At 60.3% G+C, this 16,838-nt stretch carries 22 protein-coding genes; 4 read left to right on the top strand and 18 right to left on the bottom strand.

Annotated elements, in window-relative coordinates:
* Nucleotides 1-168: 168 nt before the first annotated feature.
* The 12 genes from infA to L8U60_RS05095 form a co-directional block, all read right to left on the bottom strand.
* Nucleotides 169-387 carry a translation initiation factor IF-1 gene (infA, locus tag L8U60_RS05150; RefSeq protein WP_034664224.1) on the bottom strand — a complete coding sequence of 73 codons (219 nt, stop codon included), beginning with the start codon at nucleotides 385-387 and terminating at the stop codon, nucleotides 169-171.
* Nucleotides 388-589: 202 nt separating this feature from the next.
* Nucleotides 590-1,369 carry a L,D-transpeptidase gene (locus L8U60_RS05145; RefSeq protein WP_269965301.1) on the bottom strand — a complete coding sequence of 260 codons (780 nt, stop codon included), beginning with the start codon at nucleotides 1,367-1,369 and terminating at the stop codon, nucleotides 590-592.
* Between the two features lie 41 nt (nucleotides 1,370-1,410).
* On the bottom strand, nucleotides 1,411-2,208 hold the full coding sequence (gene map, locus L8U60_RS05140; protein ID WP_269965300.1) for a type I methionyl aminopeptidase: 798 nt from the start codon (nucleotides 2,206-2,208) through the stop codon (nucleotides 1,411-1,413).
* A gap of 70 nt (nucleotides 2,209-2,278) precedes the next feature.
* Complete coding sequence (locus tag L8U60_RS05135; RefSeq protein ID WP_269965299.1) at nucleotides 2,279-2,824, bottom strand: adenylate kinase; 546 nt, start codon at nucleotides 2,822-2,824, stop codon at nucleotides 2,279-2,281.
* On the bottom strand, nucleotides 2,824-4,152 hold the full coding sequence (gene secY, locus L8U60_RS05130) for a preprotein translocase subunit SecY (RefSeq protein ID WP_269965298.1): 1,329 nt from the start codon (nucleotides 4,150-4,152) through the stop codon (nucleotides 2,824-2,826). Before secY ends, L8U60_RS05135 begins: the two co-directional genes overlap by 1 nt.
* A 271-nt stretch (nucleotides 4,153-4,423) precedes the next feature.
* Nucleotides 4,424-4,894, bottom strand: coding sequence for a 50S ribosomal protein L15 (gene rplO, locus L8U60_RS05125; protein ID WP_269965297.1), 471 nt, complete (start codon nucleotides 4,892-4,894; stop codon nucleotides 4,424-4,426).
* 7 nt (nucleotides 4,895-4,901) lie between these two features.
* Nucleotides 4,902-5,087: a 50S ribosomal protein L30 gene (rpmD, locus tag L8U60_RS05120; protein WP_269965296.1), complete on the bottom strand. Its 186-nt coding sequence runs from the start codon at nucleotides 5,085-5,087 to the stop codon at nucleotides 4,902-4,904.
* Nucleotides 5,088-5,092: 5 nt separating this feature from the next.
* Nucleotides 5,093-5,782, bottom strand: a complete 690-nt coding sequence (gene rpsE / locus L8U60_RS05115; RefSeq protein WP_269965295.1) for a 30S ribosomal protein S5 — start codon at nucleotides 5,780-5,782, stop codon at nucleotides 5,093-5,095.
* 46 nt (nucleotides 5,783-5,828) lie between these two features.
* Nucleotides 5,829-6,230 (bottom strand): 50S ribosomal protein L18, encoded by a 402-nt coding sequence (gene rplR, locus L8U60_RS05110; protein ID WP_269965294.1) that lies wholly within the window; start codon nucleotides 6,228-6,230, stop codon nucleotides 5,829-5,831.
* A gap of 3 nt (nucleotides 6,231-6,233) precedes the next feature.
* Entirely contained in the window at nucleotides 6,234-6,770 is a 537-nt protein-coding gene (gene rplF / locus L8U60_RS05105) for a 50S ribosomal protein L6 (RefSeq protein WP_269965293.1), read from the bottom strand.
* Nucleotides 6,771-6,784: 14 nt separating this feature from the next.
* Nucleotides 6,785-7,183, bottom strand: coding sequence for a 30S ribosomal protein S8 (rpsH, locus tag L8U60_RS05100; RefSeq protein ID WP_269965292.1), 399 nt, complete (start codon nucleotides 7,181-7,183; stop codon nucleotides 6,785-6,787).
* A gap of 347 nt (nucleotides 7,184-7,530) precedes the next feature.
* Nucleotides 7,531-9,117, bottom strand: a complete 1,587-nt coding sequence (locus tag L8U60_RS05095) for a lipase family protein (RefSeq protein WP_269965291.1) — start codon at nucleotides 9,115-9,117, stop codon at nucleotides 7,531-7,533.
* 196 nt (nucleotides 9,118-9,313) lie between these two features.
* On the opposite strand from L8U60_RS05095, the gene L8U60_RS05090 reads away from it, so the two are divergent.
* Together L8U60_RS05090 and L8U60_RS05085 are read left to right on the top strand one after the other, a co-directional pair.
* A complete protein-coding gene (locus tag L8U60_RS05090) occupies nucleotides 9,314-10,699 on the top strand; it encodes a family 1 glycosylhydrolase (RefSeq protein ID WP_269965290.1) in 1,386 nt (461 codons plus the stop codon).
* A complete protein-coding gene (locus tag L8U60_RS05085; RefSeq protein ID WP_269965289.1) occupies nucleotides 10,696-12,006 on the top strand; it encodes an MFS transporter in 1,311 nt (436 codons plus the stop codon). The genes L8U60_RS05090 and L8U60_RS05085 overlap by 4 nt, the downstream gene beginning before the upstream one ends.
* A gap of 7 nt (nucleotides 12,007-12,013) precedes the next feature.
* Here the strand turns inward: L8U60_RS05085 and L8U60_RS05080 are convergent, their stop codons facing one another.
* Nucleotides 12,014-12,757: a DUF2786 domain-containing protein gene (locus L8U60_RS05080; RefSeq protein ID WP_269965288.1), complete on the bottom strand. Its 744-nt coding sequence runs from the start codon at nucleotides 12,755-12,757 to the stop codon at nucleotides 12,014-12,016.
* A 166-nt stretch (nucleotides 12,758-12,923) separates the two neighbouring features.
* Here L8U60_RS05080 and L8U60_RS05075 point away from each other — a divergent pair, with 166 nt between their 5' ends.
* Together L8U60_RS05075 and L8U60_RS05070 are read left to right on the top strand one after the other, a co-directional pair.
* A complete protein-coding gene (locus tag L8U60_RS05075) occupies nucleotides 12,924-13,409 on the top strand; it encodes a carboxymuconolactone decarboxylase family protein (protein ID WP_269965287.1) in 486 nt (161 codons plus the stop codon).
* A gap of 26 nt (nucleotides 13,410-13,435) precedes the next feature.
* Nucleotides 13,436-14,416 carry an L-lactate dehydrogenase gene (locus tag L8U60_RS05070; protein ID WP_269965286.1) on the top strand — a complete coding sequence of 327 codons (981 nt, stop codon included), beginning with the start codon at nucleotides 13,436-13,438 and terminating at the stop codon, nucleotides 14,414-14,416.
* Here the strand turns inward: L8U60_RS05070 and L8U60_RS05065 are convergent, their stop codons facing one another.
* The 5 genes from L8U60_RS05065 to rplN form a co-directional block, all read right to left on the bottom strand.
* Nucleotides 14,417-14,815: a type II toxin-antitoxin system VapC family toxin gene (locus L8U60_RS05065; RefSeq protein ID WP_269965285.1), complete on the bottom strand. Its 399-nt coding sequence runs from the start codon at nucleotides 14,813-14,815 to the stop codon at nucleotides 14,417-14,419.
* The gene (locus tag L8U60_RS05060) at nucleotides 14,815-15,069 is read right to left on the bottom strand and encodes an antitoxin (protein WP_269965284.1); all 255 of its coding nucleotides are present in this window, start codon (nucleotides 15,067-15,069) and stop codon (nucleotides 14,815-14,817) included. Before L8U60_RS05060 ends, L8U60_RS05065 begins: the two co-directional genes overlap by 1 nt.
* 280 nt (nucleotides 15,070-15,349) lie before the next feature.
* Nucleotides 15,350-15,931 (bottom strand): 50S ribosomal protein L5, encoded by a 582-nt coding sequence (gene rplE / locus L8U60_RS05055; protein WP_269965283.1) that lies wholly within the window; start codon nucleotides 15,929-15,931, stop codon nucleotides 15,350-15,352.
* Complete coding sequence (rplX, locus tag L8U60_RS05050) at nucleotides 15,931-16,245, bottom strand: 50S ribosomal protein L24 (protein ID WP_269965282.1); 315 nt, start codon at nucleotides 16,243-16,245, stop codon at nucleotides 15,931-15,933. The genes rplE and rplX overlap by 1 nt, the downstream gene beginning before the upstream one ends.
* Nucleotides 16,246-16,614, bottom strand: coding sequence for a 50S ribosomal protein L14 (gene rplN / locus L8U60_RS05045; protein WP_269965281.1), 369 nt, complete (start codon nucleotides 16,612-16,614; stop codon nucleotides 16,246-16,248).
* Between the last annotated feature and the right edge of the window lie 224 nt (nucleotides 16,615-16,838).

Genomic DNA, 16,838 nt, shown 5'->3' with positions numbered 1-16,838 from the left:
TTCAGGTTGTTTCGGTGGTTTTCTCCCTACTCGTCCGCGCCACGCGACGCTTGTGTCCGGACCGTACCGGACTATTGGGTCGTGATTCACGCGGCTCCAGCCACCGCAGCCGGAGGTGAAAAGACATACCCACCTTGGGGTATGCCGTGAATAAGGAGGCTTAAAGGTTTACTTGTAGCGGTAGACGATACGCCCGCGTTCCAGGTCGTACGGGGAAAGTTCCACGACGACTCGGTCCTCAGGGAGGATGCGGATGTAGTGCTGGCGCATCTTGCCGCTGATGTGAGCGAGAACCTCGTGCCCGTTGTCGAGCTCGACACGGAACATCGCGTTCTTCAAGGGCTCGACAATACGGCCCTCAACCTCGATTGCGCCTTCTTTAGCCATACACTCCGCTTTCCCGGCACCATTTTTATGCGGCAAAACCGCTGGTACCTCACGTATTTGGTCAACTACTAACAGTGTGCAGCATGAATGCAACACACCGTTTGACAACTATAGCCATCTACCTGCGGTAAGGCAAAACCAAAGACCCGGGAACGACCAATCTGATTGGTCGCTCACCGGGCCTAAAAGTCAGTGGGTGCGTTTAGAAAACGTGCACCTGGTCGCCGATGCGCAAGTTGTTGAAGTAGTGCTGCGCATCATTCCGGTACATACGGATGCAGCCGGCGGACTTGATCGACGGATCACCCTGGTGGAACGCAATGCCGTTGTAGGTGAAGTAGGTAGCAAACGGCATGGGTGCGTTGTTGAATTCGTAGGAGATCTCGTCCTTCACCTTGCGGTTGACGCGGTGGAAGCCCTTCGGGGTCTCCTGCCCCGGCTTGCCGGAGGACATACGGACCGGGCCGTAGGTGACCTTGCCGTTTTCCTGCAGCCAGGTGCGCTGGTTGGCAATGTCCACGCATGCGCGGGCGGTCGGTGCACAGCCAGCCGGCTGGTTCGGTGCCGGAGCGGGCTTCGGCGCAGGCGCAGGAGCAGGAGCCGGCTTCGGGGTGCGCTCTGCAATCAGGCCGGGAGCCATGCCCTCAACCATGCGGTCAATGCTGTCGTGAAACTGCTTCTCCTGAGCCTTGTTGCCGCCGGACAGTGCGGTGGCCTGGGCACGCAGTGCGTTGCGAGCATCCCACACGGCGTTGCGTGCGTTGTTGTTCAGCGTCATCGACGCAGCCTGGAGGCTGCGCTCAGCCTGCTGCAGGAACGGGCTGCTGCTGCTCACGTTGGAGGAGAGGTTCGGCTGCGCGTTAGCAACAGCCGGTGCAGCGATGAGGCCCACGGCCAGGCCAGCGGCCGCTACGAAGGAGCCGAATCGGCGGGTAGTGCGGTGGGCGCGCGTGTGCTTCGGGGGCAGGTTGTTTCCAAACATGCGGAAAGTATAACTGCCCAATGCCAAAATGCTGGTTTCGACTACTCAGCGCGAGGCGTAAGAATGCGCGGACCATCCTCCGTTGCCGCGACGGTGTGTTCCCAGTGGGAGGCCGGTGAACCGTCAGCAGTCACGACAGTCCAGTCATCTTCGAGCACGTAGGAATCGGTTTCTCCACCCAGGATGAGCATCGGTTCGATCGCCAGCACAGAACCGGCCTGGATGTACGGGCCACGGCCCGGGCGCCCCTCATTTTCCAGATACGGGTCCTCATGCATCGTGCGACCAATGCCATGCCCGCCGTAGCCAGCCAGAATGCCGAGCTTCACGCCATACGTTGCCTCAGCCGCGCGGGTGGCCTGCTCGAGGGCGTGGGAGACGTCGGTAAGCCGGTTACCGGGGATCATTGCCTGGAGCCCGTCGAGAAGCACGGCGCGTGTTGCGCGATTGAGCTTATCGACGCCCTCTGCAATCTCCCCCACCCCAAAACTCCACGCCGAGTCCCCCACCCAGCCGTCAAGCGTCGCACCACAGTCAATGGAGACGAGATCGCCTTCCTTGAGCACCACATCGGTAGACGGGATGCCGTGAACGACAACCTCATTGACGGAGGCGCACACGGAACCCGGGAAGCCTTGGTAGCCCTTGAAGGTCGGGATAGCGCCGTGATCGCGGATGACCTGTTCGCCGATCTCATCAAGTTCCAGCGTGGTCACCCCCGGGGCGGCGGCATCGCGCACAGCTTTGAGCGCAAGGCCAACGATTCGGCCTGCGGCCTCCATCGCATCGAGTTCGCCGGGGGTTTTCGCGGCAATGGTCTTCTTACGTCCGAACAGCATCTTCTGGTCCCTTCCTTCAAAAAGAGAAGCGCTGGCCTGATTGCGGCCAGCGCTCATGCATGGGGCACGTTTACTTACCCAGCTTCTCCATCGTGCGGGCGTTAACCTGCTCGACTTCACCGTCAGCGTCAATGTTGATCAGTGCCTCGCCGTAGTGGTCAATCAGCGGAGCAGTCTCATCGCGGTAAACCTGCAGGCGGGTGCGGATCGTGTCCTCATTGTCATCAGCACGGCCGCGGGCCAGCATGCGGCCGACAACCGTGTCCTCGTCCACCTGGAAGTTGATCACGCCGTCGAGCTTCTGGCCCTTCGAGTTGAGCAGCGCCTCAAGGATCTCTGCCTGCTCGACGGTGCGCGGGAAGCCGTCGAGAAGCCAGCCGTTTGCAGCATCAGCTTCAGCCAGACGCTCCTCCACCATGCGAGCGGTCACCGAGGTGGGCACCAGCTTGCCGGCGTCGATGTACTCCTTCGCCTCTACACCCAGCGGGGTTCCCTCACCAATGTTGGCGCGGAACAGGTCACCGGTGGAGATGTGCGGAATACCGAGCTTCTCCGAAATGATCGCTGCCTGGGTGCCCTTACCGGCACCGGGAGGGCCGAGGAGTACAAGTCGCATTATTTCAACAGTCCTTCGTAGTTGGATTGCAGGAGTTGGGATTCAATTTGCTTCACCGTGGTCAGGGCCACGGACACCATAATCAGGATAGCCGTACCACCGAACGCGGACATACCGCCACCACCGGCACCGCCAACACCCAAGTCAAGGGCAATGTTCGGCAGGATGGCAATGAGGCCAAGGTAGATCGCACCGACGAACAGCAGACGGTTCATCACAAAAGCGAGGTACTGCGCAGTCGGACGGCCCGGGCGAATACCCGGGATGAAGCCGCCGTACTTCTTCATGTTGTCTGCCTGCTCATACGGGTCGTACTGAATGGACACGTAGAAGTACGCGAAGAAGATGATCAGCGTGAAGTAGGTCAGGATGTACTGCCACGAAGCCGGGTTCTGCAGCCACGCCATGACTGTGGACATCCACCAGTTGTCCGGCGGGGTGGCCTTGTTGGAGTTCACAATCTGAGTGATCAGAACCGGAACATACATGAGGGAGGACGCGAAGATCACCGGAATAACGCCGGCCTGGTTGACCTTCAGCGGCAGGTAGGTGGACGTGCCACCGTACTGGCGGCGGCCCACCATGCGCTTGGCGTACTGGACCGGGATACGGCGCTGGCCCTGCTCAATGAACACGATGCCCACGACCAGCAGGATCACTGCAGCAGCAACCACAGCGAACACCAGCGGGCCGGACTGGCGGAAGATGTTCGCACCATCCGTTGGCAGACGAGTAGCAATACCGGCGAAGATGAGCAGGGACATACCGTTGCCCACACCCTTCTCCGTGATGATCTCACCGAGCCACATGATGAGCACGGCACCAGAGGTCATCACAATGACCATCATCACGAGGGTCCAGATCGTGCGGTCCTCCACGAGCACCGGCACACCCTGGCCGAGGAGCTGCTCACGGTCAGCCAGCGCCACAATGCCAGCGGACTGCAGCAGTGCCAGCGCAACCGTCAGATAACGCGTGTACTGCGTCATCTTGTTTTGGCCGGCTTGGCCCTCCTTCTTCAATTCCTCAAAACGAGGAATCACCACGGTGAGCAGCTGCGTAATAATGGACGCCGTAATGTACGGCATGATGCCGATGGCAAACACCGACAACTGCAGCAAGGCACCGCCTGAGAACAGGCTGATCACCGAGAAGATATTGCCCTGATCACCCTGGGTCAGTGCGCGAAGACGCTCGGCAATGATGCCGTAATCAACTCCCGGCGTGGGGATCTGAGCGCCAATGCGGTAGAGGATGACAAGAGCTAGCGTGATCAGGATCTTCTTGCGAAGATCGGCATCCTTGAACGCCTGGACAATGGTGGACACGTGGCCTCCTGGCTCATCGCCGCAAGGTAGTCACCCCGCGGTGATAGCGGACAGTAGATAACGTTTATGCCGTTTCATAAATGCTTGACGCAAACACGAAACGTAAATGACTCGTCTACCCTAGCAGGTTCGCCTGAGAAACCATGATTCCGGTGGCAGTTCAAACGAGCGTCGAAAAGCATGCTTTGGCATGGAATGCGAAAACTCCCCGTATGAGAAGAGCAGATGCCCTCTCACGCGGGGAGTTCTCAAGAAAACTAGGAGTGAGAAATTACTTCTCCTCGCCAGCCTTCACAGTTGCCTCCGTGGTGGAACCACCAGCTGCGGCGATCTTCTCAGCCGCAGACTTGGAGAACTTCTCGGCGGTGATGTCCAGCTTGACGCTGATCTCGCCATCGCCCAGGACCTTCACCGGCTGGTTCTTGCGAACAAGGCCAGCAGCGACGAGGTCTGCAACGGCGACGGTGCCACCCTCCGGGAACGCCTTTGCCAGGTCGGAAACGTTGACCACCTGGTAGACGATCTTGTTCGGGTTCTTGAAGCCCTTGAGCTTCGGCAGACGCATGTGCAGCGGCATCTGGCCACCCTCGAAAGCAGCGGAAACCTGCTTACGAGCCTTGGTGCCCTTCGTACCGCGACCTGCGGTCTTACCCTTGGAAGCCTCACCGCGGCCGACGCGGGTCTTGGCCTTGTTAGCGCCCTCAGCCGGGCGCAGATCATGGAGCTTGATTACTTCAGCCATGGTTTATCTACTCCCCTGCTACTTCTTCGACGGTGACCAGGTGGGCCACCTTGAGGATCTGACCGCGCGTAGCATCGTTGTCCTTCTTAATGACGGACTGGCCGATCTTGCGCAGGCCCAGAGCCTCGAGGTTCTTACGGGTGACCGGCTTCTCGCCGACCTTGCCGTGGTGCAGCGTAATCTTCAGAGCCATTGTGCTTAAGCCTCCTGTCCTGCGCGTGCGCGCAGCATACGGGCCGGTGCCACTTCCTCGATGGACTTGCCGCGACGTGCAGCAACTTCCTCGGGGCGGACGAGCTCCTTCAGGCCAGCAACGGTGGCCTGAACCACGTTGAGGGCGTTGTCGGAGCCAAGGGACTTCGCCAGGATGTCCTGGACACCAGCGCACTCAAGCACCGGACGGACTGCGCCACCGGCGATGACACCGGTACCAGGAGCAGCCGGACGGAGCATAACGATGCCCGCTGCAGCTTCAGCCTGAACCGGGTGAGGGATGGTGCCGCCGATCATCGGGACGCGGAAGAAGTTCTTGCGAGCTTCCTCTGCACCCTTCTGAATAGCAGCCGGGACTTCCTTTGCCTTGCCGTAGCCGACGCCAACCATGCCCTGGCCATCGCCAACCACAACGAGTGCGGTGAAGGACATGTTGCGGCCGCCCTTAACGGTCTTGGCAACACGGTTGATGGTGACGACGCGCTCGATGTACTTATCGCGCTCGTCCTGTGCACCGCCACGGCGGTCGTCGCGGCGGCCGCGGCCACCACGCTCATTGCGGTCGCCTCGGCCACCACGTTCGTTGCGGCCACCGCGCTCGCCACGCTGCTCGGTGCTGTTGTTCTTCTGGTCTTCGGCGGATGCTCCGCCGTCACGCCGTTCACGCTCGGCCATTACGCGATCCTTCCGTTGATGTTTACGTACTTAGCTGCGATGGTCATTAGAACTTCAGACCACCTTCACGTGCGGCGTCAGCCAGAGCGGCGACGCGGCCGTGGTACTTGTATCCGCCGCGGTCAAAGACGATCTCTTCGATGCCAGCAGCCTTGGCGCGCTCAGCGATGAGCTGGCCAACCTTGGCTGCCTTGGCCTTCTTGTCGCCCTCGAGGGTGCGCACTGCGTCTTCCATGGAGGAAGCGGAGACCAGGGTGTGGCCTGCCAGGTCGTCGATGACCTGAACGTGCACGTGGCGGGAGCTGCGGTGGACAACGAGACGCGGGGTCTCCGGGGTGCCACGCAGCGTCTTGCGGATGCGGTTGTGGCGGCGGACGCGTGCTTCGCGGCGGCGGGTTGCAATGTCCCGGCCGACCGGGGTGCGCTTCTGCTTTGCTTCAGTGCTCATTGTTTACTTACCCGTCTTTCCGACCTTGCGGCGAACCTGCTCGCCCGCGTAACGGATGCCCTTACCCTTGTACGGGTCATCCTTGCGGAGGCGGCGGATGTTCGCAGCGATCTGGCCAACCTGCTGCTTGTTGATACCTTCGATGGACAGCTTCGTGTTGCCGTCAACGGCGAACGTGACGCCCTCCGGAGCCTCAATGAGGATCGGGTGGGAGTAGCCGAGGGAGAACTCGAGGTCCTTGCCCTTGAGCTGAACACGGTAGCCAACACCGAAGATCTCCATGTTGATCTTGTAACCCTCGGTCACACCAACAACGCAGTTGTTGATCAGCGAGCGGCTCAGACCGTGCAGGGAGCGGTTGTCACGGTGGTCATCCGGACGGGAGACCACAATCTGGTTGTCCTCAACGACAGCGGAGATCGGTGCCGGAACGTCGACGGAGAGGGTGCCCTTCGGGCCCTTCACCTCAACGTGCTGGCCGTCGATCTTGGTCTCTACACCGTTGGGGATAGCGATGGGTGCGTTTCCTACGCGAGACATGTACTACTCCTCCCTTACCAGACGTAGGCGAGGACTTCCCCACCTACACCCTTCTCTTGGGCCTGGCGGTCCGTGAGCAGACCCTGGGACGTGGAGATGATTGCCACACCCAGGCCGCCGAGAACCTGCGGCAGGTCAGTCGACTTGGCGTACACACGCAGGCCCGGCTTGGACACGCGGCGCAGGCCAGCGATGGAAGTCTGACGGGACGGGCCGTACTTCAGGTCGAGGGAGAGGGTCTTGCCGACCTTTGCATCCTCAACCTTGTAGTCAGCGATGTAGCCCTCCTGCTTGAGGATCTCCGCGATGTTGACCTTCAACTTCGAGGAGGGCATGGACACGGTCTCGTGGTGCGCGTTGTTTGCGTTGCGCACGCGAGACAGCATGTCCGCAATGGGATCTGTCATGGTCATAGTTGACCGCTTACCTTTCTCGTTGCGGTTCCTCTCCACCCATATGTCCGCCGCATTAAAGCGGCTGACTGCGTTTTCCGTGTGATGTGTCGGGGGCTACTTTTGCCCGCACACGCTGTGTGAACGAGCAGTTGGGGCGCTCCCCAGCGCTTAGTAACGCCAGGTGCTCGCCGCCACCCTCCATACGGTCCGCATTGAGGCGGGGGGCCTGCAACAAAGTTGGATTCTTACGTTCTTACGGCTCTGACGCGCACGAAATGCACACTACGTGCCATGCGCGCAGGTCCGTCGGTCAACCCTACAGGTCAGCGCAGATAATGCACAAATCGCTTATTCGCGCTGCCCCGCTAGAACTTGAGCATCTGGCTCAGCATCGGCCATCCCGCACCGATGCCGGCGCCAATAATGCCCAACACCGCCAAGATGATCGTGGCCAGAATGCCTTCTTGGTTGGAGATACCGGAGCCGTCCACACCGGAGCTCGGGCCACTTTCAGGCGCGTTATTCGGCACAAGCTTGCTGCTCAGCGGCATGGAGGACAGGTGCGAACTCATGGACACCCCGGAGCCGTACTTGTCCGTTTCCTTATTGCCACCGAAGTTCTTGCACACCTGGTCTTCCGGCAGCGGCTTGCCGTTGAAGCGGTCAAGCATGAAGCCGAAGCCGTACAGCGGACCACTCATCGCCTGGACGAGGTGGTTCGGCATGCCGTCCTCAATCTCCGGAACAATGTCATCGCGGTAGATCACCTGGGCACCATCGACCGTGCACCACTTCATAGCCAGGTTGCGTGCCTGCTTGAATTCCACCTGACGGTCGTAGCGGCCACTGATCACCATGACGGGCGCAACGGGAGAACCCTGGCCAATCTCCTGCTCATCCATACGCTCGAGCGCCTTGGCCATGTCCGGTTCTTTGAGGATTTCTTCCAGGGAGCGCCCATCCTTCGTCCACTCACGCGTGGTCATGAAAGCATAGGGCTCCTCAGTGATGTCGTTGGTGCAGGTGTTCTTGAACGACTCCAGTACCTCTTTACCCTTTTCACTCAGGTACTTATCCAGGACATCTTCGAATCCGTCATAGCGCTCAACCATGCCGTTGATGGTGTAGCCGATCGCGCCGGAGAGATCCGAGCCATCAATATTGCGCTGAACCTCGCGCAGGTTCGCCGGCGGTGCCGACGCGTAGGCGCCAGCAATGTTCGCCTGCTCATCAGCGCTGTAGTAATTGCGCGCCTCCTCGACGGCTGCCGCCGATGCGCCACCGCCCTGGGAGTGGCCATAGAAGCCGATCTTGCCAAAGTTCTCCTCACCCACGAGGTGCTTCACAGCACGTGCCGCATCGAGCATCGCGTGCGCCTGGTCCAAGCGGTTCATGTAGGTATGCACACCCTCGGTGCCCATTCCCACCAGGTCAGTCACAACGACGCGCACGCCGTACCGAGACATGGCGAAGTCATAGAGACCCTCAAGGTTCACAGTGCGTTTCGACGAAATCGGGTCCGGCTGCCCATCCAGCGGCCAGTTCCGCGACGGCGCACAGTGGTCACCCTGCCCCACCGTGCCACGGCCAACCACCAGCGTGGGGCGCGGACCCTTGCCACGCCACGGCACGGTCGGCTCCACCATGTAGCCCGTCACCGGGACGAGCTGACCATTCGCGTCGGTGGTGGTGTACATGATCTTCGTGGCTTCCGGCGGGAGCTCAGAATCCGTAGAGCCAAGGATGTTTGAGTAGGACGTCTTCATCTGCTTGAGAATTTCACCCGGCGTGGACGGGGCAACGTCTGCCGTGTTGTAGAACCCATCTGCAGTCGCAGCCACTTCACCTGCCACTTCATCTGCCGCAGCAAACCCCACTCCACCTGGCGCAACAACCGTGGAGGTCACTGCCAGTGTCGCCGCGAGAAGCACCCCGCTCAGTTTCTTGGCCATAAGGATTATCCTTTCCCCTCAAAAAACAATGTGTCCCGCGTCACGTTAAAACGCGATTATGGCGTTCGCTGCAAAATCATTATTTGCCCCAAAAGTTCCACTTGTTTTACCCCCAAAAGCAGGTGCTGGAACGCGTCGATAAGCGAACATGCGCAAACCGCAACATCAAGACCACATGACCTTTAGGGTGACTTTCATGTCCAAAAACACCACCGATATCCCACTGAACGGAATGCGCATCGGCACAGCTTCGGCTGGCCTGCAGATCGAGGGCTCCCCCTGCCCCAGCAACTGGTCTGAATGGGCCGATGGCGGAAACATTACCGACGGCACAACGCTTGAGCCGACCACCGGCCACTGGTTGAAGTGGCGCGAGGACAACGAGCTCATGGCGGAATTGGAATTCCCCATCGCCCGCGTGGGTGTGGAGTGGTCCCGCATTGAGCCTGCCCCCGGCCAGTACGACACCGCTGCGCTGGAGCGCTACGCCGAGGAGTACCGCGACCTGAAGGCCAAGGGCATCGAACCGCTGGTGACCTTGCACCACTTCGGACAGCCGCTCTGGCTAGAGCGTCGCGGCGGGTGGACGAACCCGGAGATCGTACCGGCTTTCCTGGATTTTGTTGACGTGGTGCTCGACCACCTCGGGGACTTCATCGACGACTGGATCACCATCAACGAACCCAACGTCTACGCCTCCGAAGCTTTCCTCTTCGGCTCCCAGCCACCCGGAAAGGGTGGCTACCTGCCCGTACGCAAGGTGCTGCAGAACATGGCTGCTGCTCACCTGCTCGCCTACGAGCGCATCCACGCCCGCCTGGACGCACCCGACCGGGAGATCAAGGTCACCTTCGCCCACCACAAGCGCGTGTTTGATCCGATGAATCCTTCCAACCCAATTCACCGGGCGCTGACTCCGCTGGTGGAATACCTCTTCCAGGGCGCCATGGAAAAGGCCTTCTACCGCGGGAAATTCGATCCCGTCCTTGGCCGCCCTGAGTCTCTGCCGCGTGGTTTCGGCAACGGTGCGGGCTCCAAAACCTACTACGCCGATGCGATTGCGATTAATTACTACTCCCGCACCGCCGTCAAGGGTTTTGATGACGCCACCTTCCCCGGCCGCCCCACCAACGACCTGGGCTGGGAGATCTACCCGCGCGGAATCGTGGAGGTCTCCGCTCCCCTGGCCAAGGAATATGACCTGCCCATCTGGATCACGGAAAATGGCACCGCCGACAACACCGAGTCCTTCCGCTGCGGCTTCGTCTACGACCACTTGGAGGAGCTCGCCCGCCTTAACGCTGGCATGCCTGCTCCCGATGGCACCCCGCAGGAAGCCATCCCGGTGGAGCGCTATTACCACTGGTGCTTCGTGGATAACTGGGAGTGGTCCGAGGGCATGGCCCAGCACTTCGGCGTGGTGGCCCTTGACGACGACCTTGGCCGCGACCCGAAGCCCGCGGCCTACATGCTGCGCGATATCAACCGCGCTGGTGCGTTGACCACCGCGATCGACGAACAGTACCGCGAGCCCACCGCCAAGGACGCCCGCATCAGCACTCCCGGCAGAGGTCTGAAGTGACACACGCACAGCACCACACCCCAGCGACCGCCGACACAACGGCCGGCACAACGATCGCGGAGCGCCAACCGCGCGCGTTCTTCTGGAAGTTCGCACTGGCCTACATTGGCACCTGCCTTGTCTGGGCCGGACCATCGCAGCTCCTGCTGGCCAACCAGATGATTGCGGTGCGGCCGGATAGCTATGAAAACGCGCTCGCACTGCTCATGATGTGCGGTGGCGCCACCGCCGTAGCAAGCAGCCTCATCGTGGGAGTGATCTCTGACCGCTCCCGCCTATCCAATCATTCGGCGTGGGCGCGGCGTTGGGGCAAGCGCTTCCCGTGGATCATGCTGGCGGTCCCACTGGCATCGTTGGGCATGTTGGCGTTGTCCTTCACGCCTCCTTACTGGTCGCTCGTGGTGCTGTGGTGTCTCATCCAATGCTTCGTCGCGTTCATGACGAACAACCTGTTCACCATCACCGCTGATGTTGTGCCCCAAAAACGCTTCGGGGCGATCTCCAGTGTCCTCGGCGTCACGTACGTCCTTGGTCTTGTGGGCGGCACCGCGATTGCGAGCTTGTTCCCACTGAACTGGGCCTACATCATCATCGCCGGCTTGGCTTTGGGCTTGGTCATCCAGCTGGGCTTCGGTCCTGGCGCGATTGACCCGGCGGTCAACCAATCAACCGTGGACGAGCAGGCAGAGTTCGGGGCCATCGTCCTCGGCAGTGACAGCGAGACTGAGAAACTGCCTCTGTCGGCCTACCGCAATTACTGGACTGTCTTCCTGGCGCGCTTTGTCATGCACGCCACCCAGTACACCGCGTTGTTCTACCTCCTCTACTACTTGCGCGATTACATCGGTGTGGGCGATCCGGACACGTGGGTGCTCATCCTCACCGTCGTGTTTGCGGTGGTCACTATGGTCACAGCTGCGGTGTCTGGCACCTTGTCCGACAAACTGGAACGCCGCCGCATCTTCCTCATCCTGGCGGCACTGACCATGGCTGGGGCGACCGTCATCATGACCTTCGTGGACGCCGTGACCTTCGTCGTTGTCGCCGCGGTATTCCTCGGTGCTGCGTGGGGTATGTTCTCCGCCGTCGAACAAGCCATGATCAACGAGTCACTCCCCTCGAAGATCAACCGCGCCCGGGACGTGTCCATCATGACCTTGGCGCAAGGCACAGCGAACATGGTCGCCGGGCTGTTCGCCGCCGCGGGTTTGAAGTACCTCGGCGGCTACCCGGGGCTGTACCAAGCCTGCGCGATCGCGTGCATTGTCGCTGCAGTCTTGGCCTTCACCATCCGGTCTTCCCGCTAGGCGCTGTCTAACACGGCAGCGCTGGCCGGGCTCTCACGCGGGTTTGACCGAGGTCGCTGTTCTCCCCATCGCTCATGCCTTGCCAGTACGAAGCCACATCCGTTTGGCGCTTGGTCTTCGACGAGACCAAGTACAGGCCTTGGGCGCGGATGAAGTCGTCGCGGGCGGATTCGGCCTTCCCCACATCGTCAATAAGCGCGAGTGCATATCTTTCTTGTCCAGTGGCTACGTTGGTCTCCGCGGCGCTGAGGCGTTCATAGATAGTGGCGGCGAAACCGTGCATATATGAGCGGCGCGCCACCACCGTAGACACCCCGCGCAGGCTATCGCCCTTCACCCGGCGCGCACCCGCGGCCATCTGTGGGTTGAGGATGGCAAAGAGTAATTCCACGCGCTCCACGTGTCTGCGCACACCGAAGACCATGGTTGATTCCACTTTGGTGGAGTTCCTTTTGCCGTGCCTAAATGCCACGCAGTGGAGTGCGGCGACGAGATAACTGAGCAACTGTGACTGCATGTCCGTATATGCACCGGCAAAGCGGAACTCGCGCGTAACCACCTCATCATCCGCACCCGGACTATCTAAGTCACGCTCTTCAAAACCGTACGTGGCCATGAGGTCAAAGGCCTTGCGATAAAAAGCATCACCCTCAGCCGTGCCGGCTTGATCCGCAGCTTGATTGAGGAGTTTCTGCACGCGTTCTTTAATTTTGTCGATGTTTCCGTAAGTCCCGATTGTTCCTGTACCCATGTTGTCCCCCTTGTGGTGTGTTGTTGAAAGGTACGAACCCACATCTATCGCGCCACCAGGACACGCCCTCACCACTCCGCGCGCCAGCCTGTGGATAACCGTTCGAATGTGCAGCTCAGGAACTTTTACCAAGCACGATCCGCGGGACTGGACTACCGTCGGAGGCATGGCCGACACAGGCAGCACCTCAACCTCCCGCGCCCAACTGCGCGGTGAGGCAATTCGGTCAATCTTGCCGATGGTCAAGTACTCCTCCCAGCACGTCAGCGCCGATCACCGCCACCTCATCGCGTTGCGGGCATCCGCGCTCAACGGCTGCCGTGCATGCACCGTCACGCACCGCCGCGACGCGCGCCTGGATAACTGGAGTACGCAGCGCATTCTCGCCGCGGAAAAGTGGGAGGAGCATGAGGAGCTTTTCGACGTTACCGAGACCCTCCTCCTCCGCTTCACCGACGCCGTCACCCGCCTGGATGGGGAACAATCCGTCCCGGATGAGCTGTGGGATGCGCTGGTGGACCGATTCGGCCAGCAGGGGACGCACGATGTGTTGGTGAGCATCCTTGCCATCAACACGTTCAACCGCGTCAGCATTGTCACCCGCACCGACCCGAACAGCATCGGCGGCACAACCGCCTTTGACCTCAGTTAGAAAACGTGAAAGGACACTCTTCCGCCATGACAACCACGACTAACAAACCCACCCCCGGCAACAAGATCGTGCTCATCGGCGCCGGTGATGTCGGCGTTGCTTATGCCTACGCACTGGTCAACCAGGGTCTGTGCGACCACCTGGCCATCATTGACATCAATGAGGAAAAGACGTGGGGCCACGTAGAGGACCTCAACCACTCGGTGCCGTGGTCCGGCCACAACACCCGCGTCACCGTGGGCACCTACGAGGATTGCCGTGATGCCGCCATGGTGATCAACTGCGCCGGTGTTGCCCAGCGCCCAGGCGAGACCCGCCTGGATCTGGTGGCCCGCAACCTGAAGATCTTCAAGAGCATTGTCGACGAGGTCATGGCCCACGGCTTCAACGGTATCTTCCTCGTGGCCACCAACCCGGTGGATGTTCTGTCCTACGCCACCTGGAAGTTCTCCGGTCTCCCCTCGTCCCGCGTGATCGGCTCCGGCACGATCCTGGACACGGCCCGCTACCGCCACTCACTTGGCGAATACTTCGACATGAGCTCCACCTCCGTCCACGCCTACGTCATCGGCGAGCACGGCGACACGGAACTGCCTGTCGTTTCCACCGGAAGCGTGGCTGGTGTTCCCCTGCCGGAGAAGCTCAAGAAAGCCGCGGAGCACAATCCAGATGCGTCCTCCGACATGGACACCATCTTCGAAGAAACCCGCGATGCCGCCTACAAGATCATCCAGGCCAAGGGCTCCACGTCCTACGGCATCGGTGGTGGCCTGGCCCGCATTACCCGCGCTGTCCTGCGCAACGAGGATGTTGTGCTGCCGGTCAGTGCCCTGCTGGAGGGCCACTACGGCCTCGATGACATCTACATCGGCACCCCAGCCGTGATCAACCGCGATGGCATCCGCGACGTCGTCGAGCTCGCCCTCGACGACACGGAGACCAAGCAGTTCCACCACTCCGCAGAGGTGCTGCGCCAGGTGATGGTCGACGGCGGGCTCGTCGAGTAGCTACGACTCCCAGTTTTCAACCCTCAAACCCGGCACGCGAGCGAACTCACGCTCGTTTGCCGTAACGAGGGTCAGATTGTTGGCCCTCGCTTGGGCCGCAATCCACAGATCGTTCGGCCCGATGAGTTGACCGCGTTGCTCCAAATCAACCCGAATAGAGGCATACTCCGCCGCCTCGGCCTGATTGATTCCCACGAGCGGCATCTGGCGGGAGACATCCCGGATTCTCCGTTCCTGCTCTTCGAGCCCGGCTTTTCTCACCCCGACGAGTAATTCACCAAGAACAACCGAGGACATAACCAGATCGTCCGCGGCCAACGACCCGAGCTGTCCAATAACCGACACACTTGATCCCCGCAGAGCGCTGATCCACACGTTCGTATCCAGCAGGTACTTCACTACTTCTCCCAGGATGGGATGTCTTCGAGTGGCAATTCCTGGGGTTCTTCAAGGCACTCAGCCCACCCTTCGGGCGCACCTTCATTGATGAAGGCAATAAGGTCAAGTGCGCCTTTCGGGTCAGGAGTAAGCACCAAACTGTTCCCGCTTCTCCTGATCACCACACGGTCACTATCGAAGCGAAACTCCTTCGGAATTCGCACTGCCTGACTGTTCCCAGACATAAAAACGGTGGTTCGCGCAAGATCCGTCATGGCCCTTCTCCTTTCCAGCGCCCTCAAGTAAAGGAAAGTATATACCCTGACCATACACGGCCAAAGAGAAAGTCGGCGCCCAGCGAGCAACCAACTCGCGCGACGAACTCCCGGGAGTTCTACAGGATTTTAGAAAAACCGCAGGACGCGCGACGAACTCCGGGGAGTTGATCGCCGAGGACCCAAAAGCAACACACCCACACAACGCCAAAGCCCCCACCACCCAGCACAATGGCTGGGATGGTGGGGGGCGGGGGATGAGACGTCGATAAGCAAAAGCTTACGGACGCTGCATCTTGCCATCCTTGTCCTTGAACGGGAAGCCGAAGTGGCGCAGGAGCGCGCGGCCTTCCTCGTCGTTGGTGGCGGTGGTGACAACGGTGATGTCCATACCGCGCGGACGGTCAATCTTGTCCACGTCGATCTCGTAGAACATGGTCTGCTCGGAGAGACCGAAAGTGTAGTTACCGTTGCCGTCGAACTGCTTGTCGGACAGGCCACGGAAGTCACGAATACGCGGGAGAGCAACCGTCAGCAGACGGTCGAGGAACTCCCACATGCGGTCGCCGCGGAGGGTGACTTTCGCGCCGATCGGCATGCCTTCGCGCAGCTTGAAGTTAGCAATCGAGCTCTTCGCGCGACGCAGCTGCGGCTTCTGGCCGGTGATAGCGGTGAGGTCCTCGAGAGCACCGTTGATCACCTTGGAGTCACGAGCAGCGTCGCCGACACCCATGTTGACCACGATCTTGGTCAGACCCGGGATCTGCATGACGTTGTCGTAGCCGAACTCCTCAGAGAGCTTGCCACGGATCTCGTCCTTGTAGCGCGTCTTCAGACGCGGGGTGTAGTTAGCCTCGCTCATTAGATGTCCTTCCCGTTCGACTTGGCAACGCGAACCTTCTTGCCGTTCTCATCGAAGCGGAAGCCCACGCGGGTCGGCTTGCCGTCGGAATCAACGAGCATCACGTTAGACACGTGGATCGGAGCTTCCTGGGTGACAATGCCGCCGGACTCAGCGCCGCGCTCATTGTAGGAGTTGGCCACGTGCTTCTTCACACGGTTGACGCCCTCAACGAGGACGCGCTCACGCTTCGGGTAAGCCTCAATGACGCGACCCTGCGCGCCCTTGTCCTTACCAGCGATGACCTGGACCATATCGCCCTTCTTGATCTTCAACTAGATCACCTCCGGAGCGAGAGAAACAATCTTCATGAACTTCTTGTCGCGCAGCTCACGTGCCACCGGGCCGAAGATGCGGGTACCGCGCGGCTCGGTGTCGTTCTTGATCAGAACTGCAGCGTTCTCGTCGAAAGCAATGTAGGAGCCGTCCGGGCGACGGGTTTCCTTCTTTGCACGCACCACAACAGCGCGGACAACCTCGCCTTCCTTGACGTTGCCGCCAGGGGCAGCTTCCTTCACGGTGGCGACAATCGTGTCGCCGATACCGGCGAAGCGTCGAACAGAGCCGCCGAGCACCTGGATGCACAGAATTTCGCGTGCACCAGTGTTGTCGGCGACCTTCAGACGCGATTCTTTCTGAATCACTTTTGGTCTCCTGACCTGGATCAATGTGCGCCAGATTTCCGTCCTGTACGCACGTGGTCAATGTCTTTGTGCCTTTTCGCTTATCGACGAACAGTGGAACCCACCGTCGAAGGGTCTCGCAGCTTCAACTCGGAAACGCGCATCGGCTACGACCAGCGTTTAGACAACTGTGGTATTAAACCACGCTCAGCGGGCGAAACCCAAATCCGTGGTGGGGTTCCAAA

This window comes from Corynebacterium meitnerae, from assembly GCF_027570075.1.
Lineage (GTDB): Bacteria > Actinomycetota > Actinomycetes > Mycobacteriales > Mycobacteriaceae > Corynebacterium > Corynebacterium meitnerae.
This window is presented reverse-complemented; position numbering and strand designations above follow the sequence as displayed.

What these genes read in the sequence shown, in the direction of transcription:
- L8U60_RS05145 (WP_269965301.1), bottom strand. Translation starts at nt 1,369, where the DNA reads ATGTTTGGAAACAACCTGCCCCCGAAGCACACGCGCGCCCACCGCACT.
- rplR (WP_269965294.1), bottom strand. Translation starts at nt 6,230, where the DNA reads ATGAGCACTGAAGCAAAGCAGAAGCGCACCCCGGTCGGCCGGGACATT.
- rplO (WP_269965297.1), bottom strand. Translation starts at nt 4,894, where the DNA reads ATGGCTGAAGTAATCAAGCTCCATGATCTGCGCCCGGCTGAGGGCGCT.
- rplF (WP_269965293.1), bottom strand. Translation starts at nt 6,770, where the DNA reads ATGTCTCGCGTAGGAAACGCACCCATCGCTATCCCCAACGGTGTAGAG.
- L8U60_RS05080 (WP_269965288.1), bottom strand. Translation starts at nt 12,757, where the DNA reads ATGGGTACAGGAACAATCGGGACTTACGGAAACATCGACAAAATTAAA.
- L8U60_RS05060 (WP_269965284.1), bottom strand. Translation starts at nt 15,069, where the DNA reads ATGACGGATCTTGCGCGAACCACCGTTTTTATGTCTGGGAACAGTCAG.
- L8U60_RS05095 (WP_269965291.1), bottom strand. Translation starts at nt 9,117, where the DNA reads ATGGCCAAGAAACTGAGCGGGGTGCTTCTCGCGGCGACACTGGCAGTG.
- rpsH (WP_269965292.1), bottom strand. Translation starts at nt 7,183, where the DNA reads ATGACCATGACAGATCCCATTGCGGACATGCTGTCTCGCGTGCGCAAC.
- rplE (WP_269965283.1), bottom strand. Translation starts at nt 15,931, where the DNA reads ATGAGCGAGGCTAACTACACCCCGCGTCTGAAGACGCGCTACAAGGAC.
- rpsE (WP_269965295.1), bottom strand. Translation starts at nt 5,782, where the DNA reads ATGGCCGAGCGTGAACGGCGTGACGGCGGAGCATCCGCCGAAGACCAG.
- rpmD (WP_269965296.1), bottom strand. Translation starts at nt 5,087, where the DNA reads ATGGCTCTGAAGATTACGCTGCACCACGGCAAGGTCGGCGAGAAGCCG.
- L8U60_RS05090 (WP_269965290.1), top strand. Translation starts at nt 9,314, where the DNA reads ATGTCCAAAAACACCACCGATATCCCACTGAACGGAATGCGCATCGGC.
- infA (WP_034664224.1), bottom strand. Translation starts at nt 387, where the DNA reads ATGGCTAAAGAAGGCGCAATCGAGGTTGAGGGCCGTATTGTCGAGCCC.
- map (WP_269965300.1), bottom strand. Translation starts at nt 2,208, where the DNA reads ATGCTGTTCGGACGTAAGAAGACCATTGCCGCGAAAACCCCCGGCGAA.
- L8U60_RS05070 (WP_269965286.1), top strand. Translation starts at nt 13,436, where the DNA reads ATGACAACCACGACTAACAAACCCACCCCCGGCAACAAGATCGTGCTC.
- L8U60_RS05135 (WP_269965299.1), bottom strand. Translation starts at nt 2,824, where the DNA reads ATGCGACTTGTACTCCTCGGCCCTCCCGGTGCCGGTAAGGGCACCCAG.
- L8U60_RS05075 (WP_269965287.1), top strand. Translation starts at nt 12,924, where the DNA reads ATGGCCGACACAGGCAGCACCTCAACCTCCCGCGCCCAACTGCGCGGT.